This is a genomic window from Micromonospora sp. WMMD1120 (assembly GCF_029626235.1).
In the GTDB taxonomy this organism is placed as follows: Bacteria; Actinomycetota; Actinomycetes; order Mycobacteriales; family Micromonosporaceae; genus Micromonospora.
The window spans coordinates 1,409,854-1,423,187 of record NZ_JARUBO010000005.1 but is presented as its reverse complement, the minus strand read 5'-3'; the positions used below and the strand labels follow the sequence as shown (position 1 = coordinate 1,423,187).

The following is a 13,334-nucleotide window of genomic DNA, read 5'->3' as shown; positions in this document are numbered from 1 at the left end:
CTGTCGTGCCGCTGGAAGGTCGCCCCGAAGCAGCCCGGGGTGCCGGCCCCGCCGGGGGCGGCACCCCGGGCGGGCGCTCAGGTCGGGTCGGTGGGCAGCGCCTCCAGCTCGAAGCGTGCGGTCAGCTCCGGCAGGATCTGGCGCAGCGCGTCCACAGTGCCCTGGCGGTCCCCGCCGGCGTCGTGCAGCAGCACCACCGAGTCCGGTTCGGCCTGGGTCAGCACCGTGGCCGCGATCTTGCTGGCCCCGGGCAAATCCCAGTCGGACGGGTCGACCGACCAGTGCAGCGGGGTCATGCCGAGCTGCCGCGCCACCGACACCACCGGGTACGTCCAGGCGCCGCCGGGCTGCCGGTACCAGACGATCGGCGCGTCCGGGGCCGCCGCCCGGATCGCGGCGTTGGTGCGGAGCAGGTCGGAGCGGATCGCGTCGGCGGACCGGGCGCCCAGGCCGACGTCGTGGTGCCAGGAGTGGTTGCAGAGGGTGTGCCCGTCGTTCACGATCGCCTGGACCAGGTCGGGGTGGTTCTGCGCGTTCTCCCCGACCACGCAGAACGTGGCCCGTACGTCGAACTCACGCAGCAGGGCGAGGACCTGCGGGGTGTACCGCGGGTCCGGCCCGTCGTCGAAGGTCAGCGCGAGTCGGTGGGTGCCGGTGGTGGCGTGCGCGCCGAACAGCCGGTCGCCGCCGGCGTCCCGTCCGGTGCCGTCCTGACCGGCCTCGGTCGGTCCGGCGCTGCCGCTCGCCTGCGGCGTCAGGCCCGGCTCGCCCGCGCTCGGCTGGTCGGCGTAGTGCGGCCCGTCGACGGCGGTGGTGACGCCCGTGGAGTGCCGTGGGGTCTGGTCGGGGATGAGGCTGCGGCCCAGCAGGTACGCGGAGCCGAGCAGCCCCGTCACCACGAGCGTCATGATCGCGACCGCCCGTGCGGTCGAGCCGCCCCGCGTCACGGCTTCCGCCCGGTCGGCCGGTCAGGCCGGCCCGTCGCCCCCGTGGTCAGTGCGCGCACCATCGCCCCTTTCTCTGACAAACTCGGCAGTCAGAATATGACCGACAAGCTGCACGAAAAGGGCATATCGGGAATCACCCGGGAATGGGCTCCCGGATCAGACCGGCAGGGGCGCGTGCTCCGCCTCCGGCAACGACCGCGACGGTGGTACGACGAACTTGTAGCCGACCTGGCGAACGGTGCCGATCATCGACTCGTACTCCGAGCCGAGCTTGGCGCGCAGACGCCGGACGTGCACGTCCACGGTGCGGGTGCCGCCGAAGTAGTCGTAGCCCCAGACCTCCCGCAGGAGCTGGTCCCGGGTGAAGACCCGCCCCGGGTGCTGGGCCAGGAACTTCAGCAGCTCGAACTCCTTGTAGGTGAGGTCGAGCGGGCGACCCTTCAGCTTGGCGGCGTAGGTGTCCGGGTCGATGGTCAGCTCGCCGGCCCGGATCGAGCCGCCCGCGCCAGCCGTCGCGTTGCTCAACCGGCCCACCGCGAGCCGCAGTCGCGCCTCGACCTCGGCGGGGCCGGCCGAGGCGAGGATGACGTCGTCGACGCCCCAGTCGGCGTTCAGCGCGATCAGGCCGGCCTCCGTCACCACCGCGACCAGCGGCACCCCGAGGCCGGTGGCGTGCAACATCCGGCAGGTCGCCCGGGCCTCGCTCAACTCCGACCGGGCGTCCACCAGCACCGCGTCCGGGCTCGGACCCGCGACCAGGGTGCGCACGTCGCGCGGCGCGGTGCGGACCGAATGCGGCAGCAGGTCGAGCGCCGGCAGCACCGCCGACGGTTCCCCTGCGCGTGCGGTCACCAGCAACAGGATCTCCACGATCACCTCCGTCCCGGCGGCGCGCGGGGGTCCGCACGCGGCGCCAGTCGCACCCACCGGGGAGTGCGCTGCGAATAGCGTGGTCCCGGCGTCGCTGACGGGCGGGTAACGGGTTGAGCGTAACTGATCGCTCCGGCCGCGTCGGCAGGCCATTTCCTGTTTGTCTAGCTTGCCCCCGATCGTGGCCCGGTTTTAACGTCGCTGAAACCCGTGACCGACGCGTCGGGTCGCGGGTCTGGCACGATCGGGTCGTGTTTCCCTCCACCTCGCCCGAGGCCGGTCGCGAATCGTGGCCCTCCGGGCCCCACCCGGGCCCGGCCGCCGCACCGACCCGCGGCCAACCGCCCGCGCCGCGTACCGGTCCGGCCGTCAGCGACGGCGATCGGCGCGATCGGGACGGCCCGCGCCGCGCCCGCCGCTCCGGCGAGCCGGCCCGCCGGTCCGAGGACGAGGACGACGAGGCGGACGAGGAGGTCGTCCCGCCGGTCGAGGTGCGCCGCCAGTTGGCGTTGACCATCGCCGGCTTCGCCGCGCTGCTCGGCGTCGGTCTGGTGCTCGGCGCGCAGACGTCCGGGCCCGGTCACCGGCTGCCGTTCGCCTTCATCATCTTCGGCGTCCAGTTGCTGTTCGTGCTCGCCTGGACGATGGCCATGCGTCCGCCCGCGTTGCTGGTGGTGGCCGGGATCAGCGCGGCGGTCGCGGCCCTCGCCGACATCGCCGCGGTCCAGACCGACGTCGCCGGCCTGGCGCCACTGGGCTATCTGGCCGTCGGCGGCTTCCTCGCCGCCGTGCTCGGCCAACTGGTCCGTCGGGTCGACCGGGTCCGGGTCACCGACTCCCTCGGCGCCACGCTGCTCATCGTGGTCGGGGTGGTGGCCTTCGGCACCCTGATCGTGCTCAGCCGCATTCCGGCCGGCACCCAGGCGATCACCGTGTGCCTGACCGCGAGCGGTGTCGCGCTGACAGTCGCCCGGCTCACCGACGCCGTGCTGCCCTGGCCCCGGCTGGCTCCGCAGGTGCCCCGGGGCGCCGCCGGGGTGGTGGGCGGCGCGATGGTCGGCACGTTGACCAGCGCGCTCCTCGGCAGCTACCTGGTGGCGCCCTTCACGCCGACCCGGGCCGCCGTGCTCGGCCTGGTCGCGGCGGTCGCCGCCGTCCTCGCCGACCTCGCCGTCGGGTACGCGGAGGCGGGCCGGTTGATGGCCGGCGAGCCGCCCACCATGTGGGTGGCCCGGCACATGCAGGGTCCGCTCGGTGGCTTCGCCCTGGCGGCGCCCGCCGCGTACGCCATGTGCAGGCTCTTGCTCTGAGCCACGGTTGAGCCCGGAGCCGGTCGGGTACCTACGGGTGCGCCGCCCTGCGGCACCGGTATCGGACGACCCGTCGCGGCGCGGCGGGCGGAGACAGGAGGCGGCGTGGCGCACGACTATCCGGTGGACGAGGCGCGACCCCGACGCCGCGGTCGCAAGCTGCTCGTCGGGCTGGTGATCCTGCTCGTGCTGCTGGCCGGGTTGCTGGTGGTCGCCGACCGGGTGGCGGTCGGGGTGGCCGAGCGGACCATCGCCGAGCGGGTCAGTCAGGAGATCGCCAAGCAGGGCGCCCAGGCCGCCGAGCCCGACGTGGAGGTGGGCGGCACCCCGTTCCTCACCCAGGTGCTCGACGGCCGCTACCAGCGGATCACCATCAACCTGCGGGACGTGCGCGCCTCGGTCGAGGGTGACGCCGTACGACTGCCGGTGCTGGACGTCACCGCCCGCAACGTACGGGCCACGCTGGACACCCTGCGCAGCGGTCAGGGCGACATCGTCGCGGACACCGTCAACGGTGCCGGCACGATCAGCTACGACAGCCTCGCCGCACTGTTGAACCGCCCGGGGCTCACGCTCGGCGAGCAGAACGGCAAGCTCGCCGTCACCGCGCCCGTCGACATCCTCGGTCAGAAGCTGACCGTCGCCGGCACCGCCGACATCACCGTCGCCGACAACGGCGCCGTCGCCCTGCGCTTCGACGATCTGGACGCGGCCGGCCTGCCGAACCTGCCGCTGGCCCGCGCCCTGTTGAGCAACTACGCCAAGGGCATCTCGGTCGACGTACCCCTGCCCGAGCTGCCGTTCCAACTCGCGGTCCGTGAGGTCCGGCCACTGCCGGAGGGTCTGGCGGTCACCGCCGACGCGAGGAACGTGCCGATCAACAAGGTTGGCTGAGTCGTCAGGCAGCGGTGTCCTCGGTCGTTCGGGTGATCCCGGATGGTGGTCGGCTGAGTGGCAGCGCGGTCACTGGCTGGTAGGCTCCCTGGCCATGGGGACCCACCTCACCAAACGGCGCGCGGTCGACCTGTGCCGCGTGGCCACCTGCCTGTGTCGCCCCGTCATCTGACGGCGGGGCTGTCTCCGGCCGCCTGACGGCGGCCACCGGCACGGGGTCCTCAGACCCTCCGGTCATCCCACCGAACGCCCGGCAGCGGCGCCGTCGCACGAACCCGTGATCCCGTCCTTCCGCTGGGTCCCGCGCGTGGTGCGACAGAGACATCCATCGATACACGCGCGTTGGCTCACCATCCATCCTCACCAGGGAGTGATTCGATGAGTCGCGACACCGCACTCGTCTCGGCCGAGTGGGCCGAGAAGAACCTCGACGCCCCGGGCGTCGTCTTCGTCGAGGTCGACGAGGACACCTCGGCCTACGACACCGGCCACATCGCGGGCGCCATCAAGATCGACTGGAAGACCGACCTGCAGGATCAGGTCCGCCGCGACTTCGTCAACAAGACGCAGTTCGAGGCGCTGCTCTCCGAGCGGGGCATCAGCAACGACGACACCGTCATCCTCTACGGCGGCAACAACAACTGGTTCGCCGCGTACGCCTACTGGTACTTCAAGCTCTACGGCCACCGCGACGTCAAGCTGCTCGACGGCGGCCGCAAGAAGTGGGAGCTGGACGCCCGGCCGCTGGTCACCGAGCAGGTGTCCCGCCCGGCCACCCAGTACGTCGCCCAGGAGCCGGACACCTCGATCCGGGCCTTCCGCGACGAGGTCGTCGCCGCGATCGGCAGCAAGAACCTCGTCGATGTGCGCAGCCCCGACGAGTACGCGGGTCGCCTGCTCGCCCCCGCCCACCTACCGCAGGAGCAGGCGCAGCGGGGTGGCCACATCCCCACCGCGATCAGCGTCCCGTGGTCCAAGGCGGCCAACGAGGACGGCACCTTCCGCTCGGACGACGAGCTGCGCCGGATCTACGGCGACGCGGGGCTCGACGACAGCAAGGAGACCATCGCCTACTGCCGGATCGGCGAGCGCTCCTCACACACCTGGTTCGTGCTCCAGGAGCTGCTCGGCCACCGCAACGTCAAGAACTACGACGGTTCGTGGACCGAGTACGGCTCGCTGGTCGGCGTGCCGGTCGCGCTCGGCGACGAACCCGGGGAGGCGTGATCATGACTCTGCCCACCGCCGCGGGTTGCGCCGCGCCCGACCAGGCCGCGCCGCTGCCGGCCGGTCTGGACCTGGAGAAGGAAACCGTCATCACCGGCATCGTCCGGTCCGCGGAGGCCGAGCCGGTGCCGGGCGCGTACGTCCGGCTGCTCGACTCGACCGGTGAGTTCACCGCCGAGGTGGTGACCTCGGCGGCCGGTCAGTTCCGGTTCTTCGCCGCGCCCGGGTCCTGGACGTTGCGGGCGCTGTCCCGGCACGGCAACGGCGACACCGCCGTCACCGCCGGACGGGGCATCAACGAGGTCGCCGTCACCGTCGCCTGACCCACGCTCTGCTCGACCGGGGCCGGCCACCCACCGCGGGTGGCCGGCCCCGGTCGTTCCTCCGGCTCGATATCAAGGAAGCCGGGCCATCGAACGGCGTGGGAGGCCGCGACTTCCGGGAGCACGAGTGGATCAAGCTCGGCCCGGCGGCGCCACCGGGCCGGGCCAATGGAACTCATCGGTGTACGTCACTATCTACGGGTGGATATCGAGGTTGGTACGGGTGGCGGCGATACGTCCGGCGCGGAGATTCCGATCGTCGTCTGTGTCGGCGCGGACGCCGCCTTGATGGAGCGGGTGCTGAAACAGCTCGGCGGCGTCGGTCGGGTGGTGCGCTCGGCCGACCCGTACCAGTTGCGCACGCTGCTGTTCCCGTCACCGGATGCTCCGACGCGGGCCGGTCCGGCGGTCGTCCCCCTGGTCGTGCCCACAGGGCCGGTCAGTTGTGGCGACCTGGTCGTCGACCGGGCCGGGCACCTGGTCACCTGGCGGGGAAGCCCGCTCCCGCTCAGCCCCACCGAGCGCGAGGTGCTGGCCCGTCTGGTCGGCCCACCGCGCGTGGTGTGGAGTCACGAACAACTCCGCACCGCGATCCTTCAGGGCGCGGACCCGAAGGGGCTGCAATCGACAATCGACCGGCTCCGGCACAAACTGCGTGACCTTCCCGGCGGGCCGCGGATGCGGGCCGTCCACGGGGTCGGCTACCGACTCGATCCACCGTCGAACTGACCTCGACGGCCTCCGCCGCTCGAACGGCGGCGGAGGCGTGACACCATGGCCGGGTGAGCGGTGCTGTCCAGACGGGTTGGGCCTCCTCGGCCGGTCCCACCCCGCCGGCGCCGGCCCGGTCGCGGCGGCGGTGGCTGCTGGCGGCGACGGTGGCCTGGGCCGTGCTGCTGGCGGCGCTCACCTGGACATCGGTCCGCGACGACCCGCCGACCGTACGCGAGCAGCGCTCCCTCGACCAGGCCGGTCCGGTCGTCGACCGGGCGGTCGGCGAGCTGGCCCGCGCGGCTGGCGCGACTCGCCTGCTGGAGCTGGGCCCGGCGCGGGTCGCGTCCGGTTGCCGGGTCACCCCGTTCGCCGACGGGGCGAGGTTGCGCCGCGAGGTCGCCGTGCTCGCACCCACCGGCACCGAACAGGCCGTCCTGGCCGACCTCGCCGAGCGGCTCCCCACCGGCTGGCGGGCCGGGGTCGGACCGGGGCTGGCGGGCCCCGAGCTGCGCGCCGACGCCGGCGAGTTCGTGGCGGTCGAGGGGCGGCCGACCACCGACGGCCGGGTGCGTCTGGTCGTCGACACCGGCTGCCGGCCGGTCGGCTCCGGCTATTCACCCGCGCCGAGCACGCCCGCCGGCCCGGAGGCCGCCGCGCTGACCGCCGCGCTACGCGCTCTCGACCGCCCCGGCGACGCCGCGCCGGAGCTGGTCACCGCGCCCTGCCCGGGTGGCGGCCTGGTCCGTAGCGTGCGGGCCGCGATCGATCCAGGCCCGTCGACCACCGCTCTCGCCACGCTGGCCGGCGACACCCCGATCCTGGACCAACCCCCGGTGTACGCGTACCGCACCGGCTCGGTGACGGTGCTGGCCGAGGTGGGCCCGGACGCCGCCCGGCTGGCTGCCACAGTCGGCTGCCCGGGTTGAGCCGGTCGGGCCGCCCCGACGGCGCTCGCCCCGTTACTCCCCGGGGCCCCGGCTGCGTCCCAACGCGTCGACCGTGCCCCACCGGCCCGGGATGTCCAGCAGTTCGATCCGGCCCATGCCCGGCGGCACGGCGGGATCGATGATCAGGTGCTCGCCCTGCGGCTCCAACCCCAGCACGACCCGGAGCAGCAGCAGCGGGGTGCCGGTGGACCACGCCTGCGGGCTGCACGCCGTCGGGTACTCCACCGGATAGTCGGTGAGGTCACGGGCGTAGCCGGCGAACGCCTCCGGCAGCCGCCCCCCGAAGTACCGGGACGCCGCCAGCATCGCGTCGCAGAGCATCCCCGCCTCGACCCGGAAGCCGTACCGCCACAGCCCCCAGGCGATGAGCGAGTTGTCGAACGGCCACACCGTTCCCACGTGGTAGCCGATCGGGTTGTACCGTCCGTCGTCGACGGCGAGCGTGCGCACTCCCCAGCCGGAGAAGAGGCGTGGCCCGAGCAGGTGCTCGACCACGCTGCCGGCGCGGGACTCGTCCACGATGCCGCTCCACAGCAGGTGCCCGATGTTGGAGGTCAGCGCGTCCACCTGCCGGCCGTCGGCGTCCAGCGCCAGCGCGTGGTACCCGCGGTCGGCGATCCAGAAGTCGTTGTTGAACCGCCGCTTGAGATCGGCCGCCTGCCGCTCCAGCCGGTCCGCGTACCCGGGGTCGTTCCAGCAGGTCCGGGCCAGCCGGGCGGCACGGATCTTCGCGTCGTACGCGTACCCCTGGAGTTCACAGGTGGCCCGGGGGAAGCCGGGAAACCGCCCGTCGGCGTACGAGATGGCGTCCCAGGAGTCCTTCCAGCACTGGTTCTGTAGACCACTGTCCGGGTTGCGGGTCTGGTACCAGAGGTAGCCGGTGCCGAGCAGGTCCCCGTAGGTGTCGATCCACTCCAGCGCCGCACGGATCTGCGGCTCCAGCCGGCGCACCAGGGCGGCGTCGCCGGTCCAGCGTTCGTACTCGTCGACGAGGATGATGAACAGCGGCGTCGAGTCGGCCGACCCGTAGTACGGCGAGTGTGGCTGCTCCTCGAAGCCGGCGGTCTCCCCGTACCGCAGCTCGTGCAGGATCTTGCCGGGTTCCTCGTCCCGGAAGTCGTCGACCCGATGCCCCTGGAGGCCGGCCAGCATCAGGATGGTCGGCGGGACCAGCTCCGGCAGGAACGGCAGCACCTGCAACGAGGTGATGATGCTGTCCCTGCCGAACAGGGTCATGAACCAGGGCAGGCCCGCGGCGATCAGCCGTACGCCGAGGGTGATCGACTCGTAGCGCAGCGCGGCCAGGTCGTTGAGGCTGCGCCGGTACGCCCCGGCCAGCGGCTGGCAGTCGCAGTCGAGCTTCGGTGCCCGGTCGATCAGCTGCTGCTGCTCGGCCCGGATGGCGTCCGCGCTGCGGCTGCCGCCGTACGGCAGGGTGACCCTGATGTCCTCGCCCCGCGCGCCGTAGACGACGCTCGACACGTGCAGTCGGGTGCTCCACTGGCTGTTGCGGGGAATCCGGATCCGGAAGGTCATCCCGGCCTCGTCGACCTGGGCCTCCGCGGTGCTGCTGATGATCGTCTCCCGGTGGAACGCCTCTCGCCGGTAGGTCAGTCGCAGTTCGTTAGCGGACACCGAGATGGTGGTCTGCCCGCGCTTCTGCCGGGGACGCTTGATCTCGAACAGGTCGGCGAAGTCGGCGCTCATCTCCATCCGGACGGTGAACTCGACCTCCGAGCCGGTGTGGTTGAGCACTGTCAGCTCCTCCTGGAAGCTGCCCACTATCGCCCGGCTCCGGATCACCGATGCCTTCGCGTCCAGGTAGTGCGTGGGTTCGCCGGGGGCGAGGAAGAAGGTCGTCCGGTACGACTCCTCGTCGTCGACGGAGAGGGCGTGCAGCCGGTTGCCGTCCAGGGTGAGCAGCCACTTCGACAGGAACCTGGTGTCGAAGGAGAACAGCCCGGTCGGGAAGTCGTAGGACGGCTCGATGTCCCCCCGCCGGTCGCTGACCACGAAGGTGTTGCCGTCCAGGATGCTGACCAGTTGCTTCACGCCAGGCGTCCGGCTGTTCGGCGGGCCGTCTCCCGGGGGTCACGGGTGCCGGGCGGGTCCGGGAAGAACCTGCGGAAGGCGAGGAAGAGCATCACGTTCCCGCTGAACGTGCTCTCGTTGCGGAGCACGGCGGCGACACCCTGGGTCTCGCCGGTGATCAGGCGGTCGAAGAGGGCGACGCTGCTGTACCAGTTCGCGTCGGCCGGCCCGCATTCCCGGCTGACCCGCACCGACCCGGGGCGCAACCGGATCAGCCAGTGTTCGGTGCGGTGCTCGTCGTCGGTGAGGTCGATCTGGAGGGTCCCGTCGGCCAATCCCTCCAGGACCTCGGGGCCACGCGACGGCAGTCCCGCGAAGAACCTCTCCGTCGCCTCGGTCACATGCGAATCGTAGGCAGTTGCCCGAGATGTCGGGTCGGTATCGGAACTCCGCTCACCACCGACCCGGTGCCGTCAGCCCGCTCAGTAGACGAGTGCCTGCGCGCCCTCGGCCAACGCCTCCTCGACGAAGACGGCGGCACCCGCGATCCGGACACCGGGAAGGACGTCGTCCGGGCCGATCTCCCGTCGCGCCGCGCACTGGGTGCAGGCGGTGACCCGGCCACTGGTCAGGATGACGTGCAACAACTCGGCCAGCGGCGCGGAGTGTGGAAGCTCGAACTGCTGGGCGCGGCCGGGCAACGCGAACCAGGTCGACTCGCCGGTCAGCCAGAGCGAGACGTCCACCCCGGCCGCGACCGCCGTCGAGGCGACAGTGAATGCCTGCGCGCACCGCTCCGGGGCGTCCGCCCCCGCGGTGGCCTTGACGACGAGAGTACGGGCCATGTGGCCCAGCATAGGATGGCCGGGATGGTTACCGAGATCGGGTTTGTCAGCCTGCTTGTCGCCGGCCTCGGCGGGCTCGCCGGTGGCCTGGTCTACCTGGCGGTACGCATATCGAGAGGGCGTTGGTGACACTGGTGAGCGACGAGAACCCCTTGCAGCCTCCGTGGTTGAACGCGCCGCCGGTCGAGGAGTACCCGTTCGAGGAGACCTACGACCTGCGGGTCGGGCCGAAGCTGCACCCCGCGCTCGACGGTCTGCTGCCGTACATCGGCCTCTGGCGGGGTCGGGGTAAGGGTGGTTTCCCCACGATCGAGGACTTCGACTACGCGCAGGAGATCCGGATCAGCCACGACGGCCGACCGTTCCTGCACTACGAGTCGCGTGCCTGGATCCTGGACGAGCAGAGCAGGCCGGTCCGTCCGGGCGGCCGGGAGGTCGGCTGGTGGCGGCCGGTGCTGGTGGACGGTCGGGCGACCGACGAGCTGGAGGCGCTGCTGACCACCCCGACCGGGGTGATGGAGCTGCACCTCGGCAAGCGCACCGGCACGCAGGTCGAGTTCGCCACCGACGCGGTGGTCCGGACGCCGACCGCCAAGGAGGTCACCGGCGGGCACCGGCTCTTCGGCATCGTCGAGGGCGCGCTGCTCTACGCGCAGGAGATGGCGGCCATGGGGCACGGGCTCAGCCCGCACCTCTCCGCCCGGCTCGTCCGGGTCGGCGGCTGACTAGACCGGGAAACCCAGCAGCGCCTGCACGTCGGGGGTGCGCGGGCAACGCGCCCGGCGCACCCCGTCCAGCGTGTGCACCTCGGCGGCGCCGCGCAGCGACGAGGTGAACCACACCCCGTCGGCGGCGTGCAGCTCGGCGGGGGCGACCATCCGCTCGGCGGCGTCCAGGCCCAGCTCGGCGGCGTGCGCGAGCAGCCAGGCCGCCGTCGTGCCGGGGAGGATGCCGGTGCCGGCGGCGGGAACCGTGCAGAGCGTGCCGGCGGTGAGCCACACCACACTCGCTGTGGGCCCCTCCAACGCGTAACCGTCGGATGAGGTCCACAGGACGTCGTCCACTCCTGTGCGGCGGGCCCAGCGGCGGGCGGCGCTGTTGACCGCGTACGACGTGGATTTGACGCCGGCGGGCAGCCAGGTCAGCCCGGCGCGGGCGGCGGCCGGCACCCCCAGCGGCAGGGTCGCCACCGCGATGCCGTCGCGGCGGGTCGCCCGGGAGGTCGCCGGCACCTCGGCCAGCGTGGCGTAGACGGTCGGCGGGCCGCCGGCCTCCGGGCCCCGCGTGCACACCAGTCGCAGTGCCCCCTCCACCTGTGCTGGCCAGCCCTTCCGTACCTCGTCGAGCAGGTCGACGAGCGCGGCGGTGGGGGGCAGGGCCAGCTCGACCGCGGTGGCCGCCGCGACCAGGCGGGCAAGGTGCTCGTCGCGCAGCCACGGCCGGCCGTCGCGCAGGTGCATCGTCTCGAAGAGGCCGTCGCCGTGCAGCACGCCGAGGTCGTCGGCGCGCAGCACGGGGTCGCGGGCCGGGACCGGGCCGCGCCCCAGCACGGCGATCCGTGCGGACGGGCTGCCCGATGTGTGCCCGACGGGCGACCTCACCATGACCGTCGAGCGTAGTGGCGGTCGAGCGCGCGGCACGACCCGGTCGGGCGGCCGAACTATGATCGGACGGTGTCCGAATCCTCCCTCGCGGAAATGCTCCGGGCCCGTGGGCTGCGGCTGACAGCCCAGCGGCAGCTCGTCCTCCAGGCGGTGCTCGATCTGGGGCACGCCACGCCGGAGCAGGTGCACACCGCCGTGCGGGAGGTCGCCGCCGGCGTCAACATCACCACCATCTACCGCACGCTCGAGCTGCTGGAACGACTCGGTCTGGTCACCCACACGCACCTGTCGCACGGCTCGCCCACCTACCACGCGGCAGGTGAGCACCAACACGTCCACCTGGTCTGCCGGGACTGCGGAGCGATCGACGAGATCGATCCGGAGCTGCTCGGCCCGCTCGTCGACCAGTTGGCCGTGCAGCGCGGGTTCCGGGTGGACATCGGGCACGTATCACTCTTCGGCGTCTGCGGACGCTGCGCGAACGGGGACGACAAATGATCGACATCGCCGGGGCGGTGGCCGTCGAGAGCATCGACGAGGCCAGCCGGGACCAGCCGGACCCGGCGCACGTCGCCGCCGGGGTGCGCGGGGTGGCCGCGCACTACGGTGACCCGCTGCGGGAGCAGCGCATCCTCGACACCGCTGTCGGCCTCGTCGACAGGTCACACCGCGGGGTCGTCGCGGTCCCCGGCGAGGAGCGGGCCGGGTGGTTGCACACGATCACCTCGCAGCACCTGAGCGCGCTGGCCGCCGGGGAGGGCACCGAGCTGCTGGTGCTGTCGCCGCACGGCCACGTGGAGCAGCACGCGGTGGTCGCGGAGGACGGCGAGACCGCCTGGCTGGACACCGAACCGGGGGCGACCGAGGGCCTGCTGACGTACCTGGAGAAGATGCGCTTCTTCACCAAGGTCGAGCCGCGCGACGCGACCGCCGAGCGGGCGCTGCTGTCGCTGGTCGGGCCGGCGGCGACGGAGGCGCTGGGCACGCTCGGCGTGACCGGGCTCGCCGAACCGGACCTGGTCGCGGTGCCCGGTCCGAAGTTCGCCGCCGGCGCCGTGCCGCAGCGGGCGAGTGTTCGGTACGACGTCCGCCCGCTGCCGGTCGGCGGCTGGGCCCGACGCGGCCCGATCGGGGTGGACCTGCTGGTGCCCCGGTCGGCGATGGACCAGGTGGTGGCGGAGCTGCGGGGCGCCGGGGTGCCGGTCGCGGGGCTCTGGGCGTACGAGGCGATCCGGGTGGCCGCCCGCCGACCCCGGGTCGGGGTGGACACCGACCACCGGACCATTCCCGCTGAGGTCGACCTGATCGGGCCCGCGGTGCACCTCGACAAGGGCTGCTACCGGGGTCAGGAGACGGTGGCCCGGGTGCACAACATGGGCCGGCCGCCGCGTCGCCTCGTCCTGCTGCACCTGGACGGGGTGACCACCGATCAGCCGCCGACGGCCGGCACGCCGGTGACCCTCGACGGTCGGACGGTCGGCTTCGTCGGCACCGCGGTGCTGCACCACGAGCTGGGTCAGGTGGCCCTCGCGGTGGTCAAGCGGAACGTTCCGGACGACGCGGCACTGCTCGTCGGCGCGACCGCGGCGGCGATCGACCCATCCTGACCCGGCGTCTAGGAT

General features: G+C 72.6%; 17 protein-coding genes. 11 read left to right on the top strand and 6 right to left on the bottom strand.

Annotated elements, in window-relative coordinates; translation table 11 throughout:
- Window positions 1-77 precede the first annotated feature (77 nt).
- Together O7634_RS06780 and O7634_RS06775 are read right to left on the bottom strand one after the other, a co-directional pair.
- Window positions 78-908, bottom strand: a complete 831-nt coding sequence (locus O7634_RS06780) for a polysaccharide deacetylase family protein (protein WP_278149288.1) — start codon at window positions 906-908, stop codon at window positions 78-80.
- A 195-nt stretch (window positions 909-1,103) separates the two neighbouring features.
- Window positions 1,104-1,823, bottom strand: coding sequence for a response regulator transcription factor (locus tag O7634_RS06775; RefSeq protein WP_179781168.1), 720 nt, complete (start codon window positions 1,821-1,823; stop codon window positions 1,104-1,106).
- 245 nt (window positions 1,824-2,068) lie between these two features.
- On the opposite strand from O7634_RS06775, the gene O7634_RS06770 reads away from it, so the two are divergent.
- The 7 genes from O7634_RS06770 (at window position 2,069) to O7634_RS06745 (ending at window position 7,211) form a co-directional block, all read left to right on the top strand.
- On the top strand, window positions 2,069-3,127 hold the full coding sequence (locus O7634_RS06770; protein WP_278149287.1) for a hypothetical protein: 1,059 nt from the start codon (window positions 2,069-2,071) through the stop codon (window positions 3,125-3,127).
- A 105-nt stretch (window positions 3,128-3,232) separates the two neighbouring features.
- Window positions 3,233-4,021: a DUF2993 domain-containing protein gene (locus O7634_RS06765; protein WP_278149286.1), complete on the top strand. Its 789-nt coding sequence runs from the start codon at window positions 3,233-3,235 to the stop codon at window positions 4,019-4,021.
- Between the two features lie 94 nt (window positions 4,022-4,115).
- Complete coding sequence (locus O7634_RS31880; RefSeq protein WP_310503780.1) at window positions 4,116-4,193, top strand: Ms5788A family Cys-rich leader peptide; 78 nt, start codon at window positions 4,116-4,118, stop codon at window positions 4,191-4,193.
- Window positions 4,194-4,399: 206 nt separating this feature from the next.
- A complete protein-coding gene (locus tag O7634_RS06760) occupies window positions 4,400-5,248 on the top strand; it encodes a sulfurtransferase (protein WP_278149285.1) in 849 nt (282 codons plus the stop codon).
- A gap of 2 nt (window positions 5,249-5,250) precedes the next feature.
- Complete coding sequence (locus tag O7634_RS06755) at window positions 5,251-5,571, top strand: DUF1416 domain-containing protein (RefSeq protein ID WP_278149284.1); 321 nt, start codon at window positions 5,251-5,253, stop codon at window positions 5,569-5,571.
- Window positions 5,572-5,859: 288 nt separating this feature from the next.
- On the top strand, window positions 5,860-6,300 hold the full coding sequence (locus O7634_RS06750) for a winged helix-turn-helix domain-containing protein (RefSeq protein WP_278153890.1): 441 nt from the start codon (window positions 5,860-5,862) through the stop codon (window positions 6,298-6,300).
- A 53-nt stretch (window positions 6,301-6,353) separates the two neighbouring features.
- Entirely contained in the window at window positions 6,354-7,211 is an 858-nt protein-coding gene (locus tag O7634_RS06745) for a hypothetical protein (RefSeq protein ID WP_278149283.1), read from the top strand.
- Between the two features lie 33 nt (window positions 7,212-7,244).
- On the opposite strand, the gene O7634_RS06740 is transcribed toward O7634_RS06745, so the two are convergent.
- The 3 genes from O7634_RS06740 to O7634_RS06730 form a co-directional block, all read right to left on the bottom strand.
- Window positions 7,245-9,284, bottom strand: a complete 2,040-nt coding sequence (locus O7634_RS06740; protein ID WP_278149282.1) for a glycogen debranching N-terminal domain-containing protein — start codon at window positions 9,282-9,284, stop codon at window positions 7,245-7,247.
- On the bottom strand, window positions 9,281-9,664 hold the full coding sequence (locus tag O7634_RS06735; RefSeq protein ID WP_278149281.1) for an SCP2 sterol-binding domain-containing protein: 384 nt from the start codon (window positions 9,662-9,664) through the stop codon (window positions 9,281-9,283). The genes O7634_RS06740 and O7634_RS06735 overlap by 4 nt, the downstream gene beginning before the upstream one ends.
- A gap of 81 nt (window positions 9,665-9,745) precedes the next feature.
- Window positions 9,746-10,120 (bottom strand): DsrE family protein, encoded by a 375-nt coding sequence (locus tag O7634_RS06730; RefSeq protein WP_278149280.1) that lies wholly within the window; start codon window positions 10,118-10,120, stop codon window positions 9,746-9,748.
- A gap of 12 nt (window positions 10,121-10,132) precedes the next feature.
- Between O7634_RS06730 and mtfM the strand changes: the two genes are divergently transcribed.
- Together mtfM and O7634_RS06720 are read left to right on the top strand one after the other, a co-directional pair.
- Window positions 10,133-10,237, top strand: coding sequence for a small membrane protein MtfM (mtfM, locus tag O7634_RS06725; protein WP_030327764.1), 105 nt, complete (start codon window positions 10,133-10,135; stop codon window positions 10,235-10,237).
- 5 nt (window positions 10,238-10,242) lie between these two features.
- A complete protein-coding gene (locus tag O7634_RS06720; protein WP_278149279.1) occupies window positions 10,243-10,833 on the top strand; it encodes an FABP family protein in 591 nt (196 codons plus the stop codon).
- Here O7634_RS06720 and O7634_RS06715 read toward each other — a convergent pair whose 3' ends face one another.
- Window positions 10,834-11,712, bottom strand: a complete 879-nt coding sequence (locus O7634_RS06715) for an aminotransferase class IV (protein WP_278149278.1) — start codon at window positions 11,710-11,712, stop codon at window positions 10,834-10,836.
- A gap of 69 nt (window positions 11,713-11,781) precedes the next feature.
- On the opposite strand from O7634_RS06715, the gene O7634_RS06710 reads away from it, so the two are divergent.
- Both O7634_RS06710 and O7634_RS06705 read left to right on the top strand, forming a co-directional pair.
- Entirely contained in the window at window positions 11,782-12,210 is a 429-nt protein-coding gene (locus O7634_RS06710; RefSeq protein ID WP_278149277.1) for a Fur family transcriptional regulator, read from the top strand.
- Window positions 12,207-13,319 carry a folate-binding protein gene (locus O7634_RS06705; RefSeq protein WP_278149276.1) on the top strand — a complete coding sequence of 371 codons (1,113 nt, stop codon included), beginning with the start codon at window positions 12,207-12,209 and terminating at the stop codon, window positions 13,317-13,319. Before O7634_RS06710 ends, O7634_RS06705 begins: the two co-directional genes overlap by 4 nt.
- The last annotated feature ends 15 nt before the right edge of the window (window positions 13,320-13,334 follow it).

Bases quoted from the DNA above. Each gene is read 5' to 3' on its own strand.
- O7634_RS06780 (WP_278149288.1), bottom strand. From the start codon at position 908: ATGACGCTCGTGGTGACGGGGCTGCTCGGCTCCGCGTACCTGCTGGGC.
- O7634_RS31880 (WP_310503780.1), top strand. From the start codon at position 4,116: ATGGGGACCCACCTCACCAAACGGCGCGCGGTCGACCTGTGCCGCGTG.
- O7634_RS06760 (WP_278149285.1), top strand. From the start codon at position 4,400: ATGAGTCGCGACACCGCACTCGTCTCGGCCGAGTGGGCCGAGAAGAAC.
- O7634_RS06755 (WP_278149284.1), top strand. From the start codon at position 5,251: ATGACTCTGCCCACCGCCGCGGGTTGCGCCGCGCCCGACCAGGCCGCG.
- O7634_RS06750 (WP_278153890.1), top strand. From the start codon at position 5,860: ATGGAGCGGGTGCTGAAACAGCTCGGCGGCGTCGGTCGGGTGGTGCGC.
- O7634_RS06730 (WP_278149280.1), bottom strand. From the start codon at position 10,120: ATGCTGGGCCACATGGCCCGTACTCTCGTCGTCAAGGCCACCGCGGGG.
- mtfM (WP_030327764.1), top strand. From the start codon at position 10,133: ATGGTTACCGAGATCGGGTTTGTCAGCCTGCTTGTCGCCGGCCTCGGC.
- O7634_RS06715 (WP_278149278.1), bottom strand. From the start codon at position 11,712: ATGGTGAGGTCGCCCGTCGGGCACACATCGGGCAGCCCGTCCGCACGG.
- O7634_RS06705 (WP_278149276.1), top strand. From the start codon at position 12,207: ATGATCGACATCGCCGGGGCGGTGGCCGTCGAGAGCATCGACGAGGCC.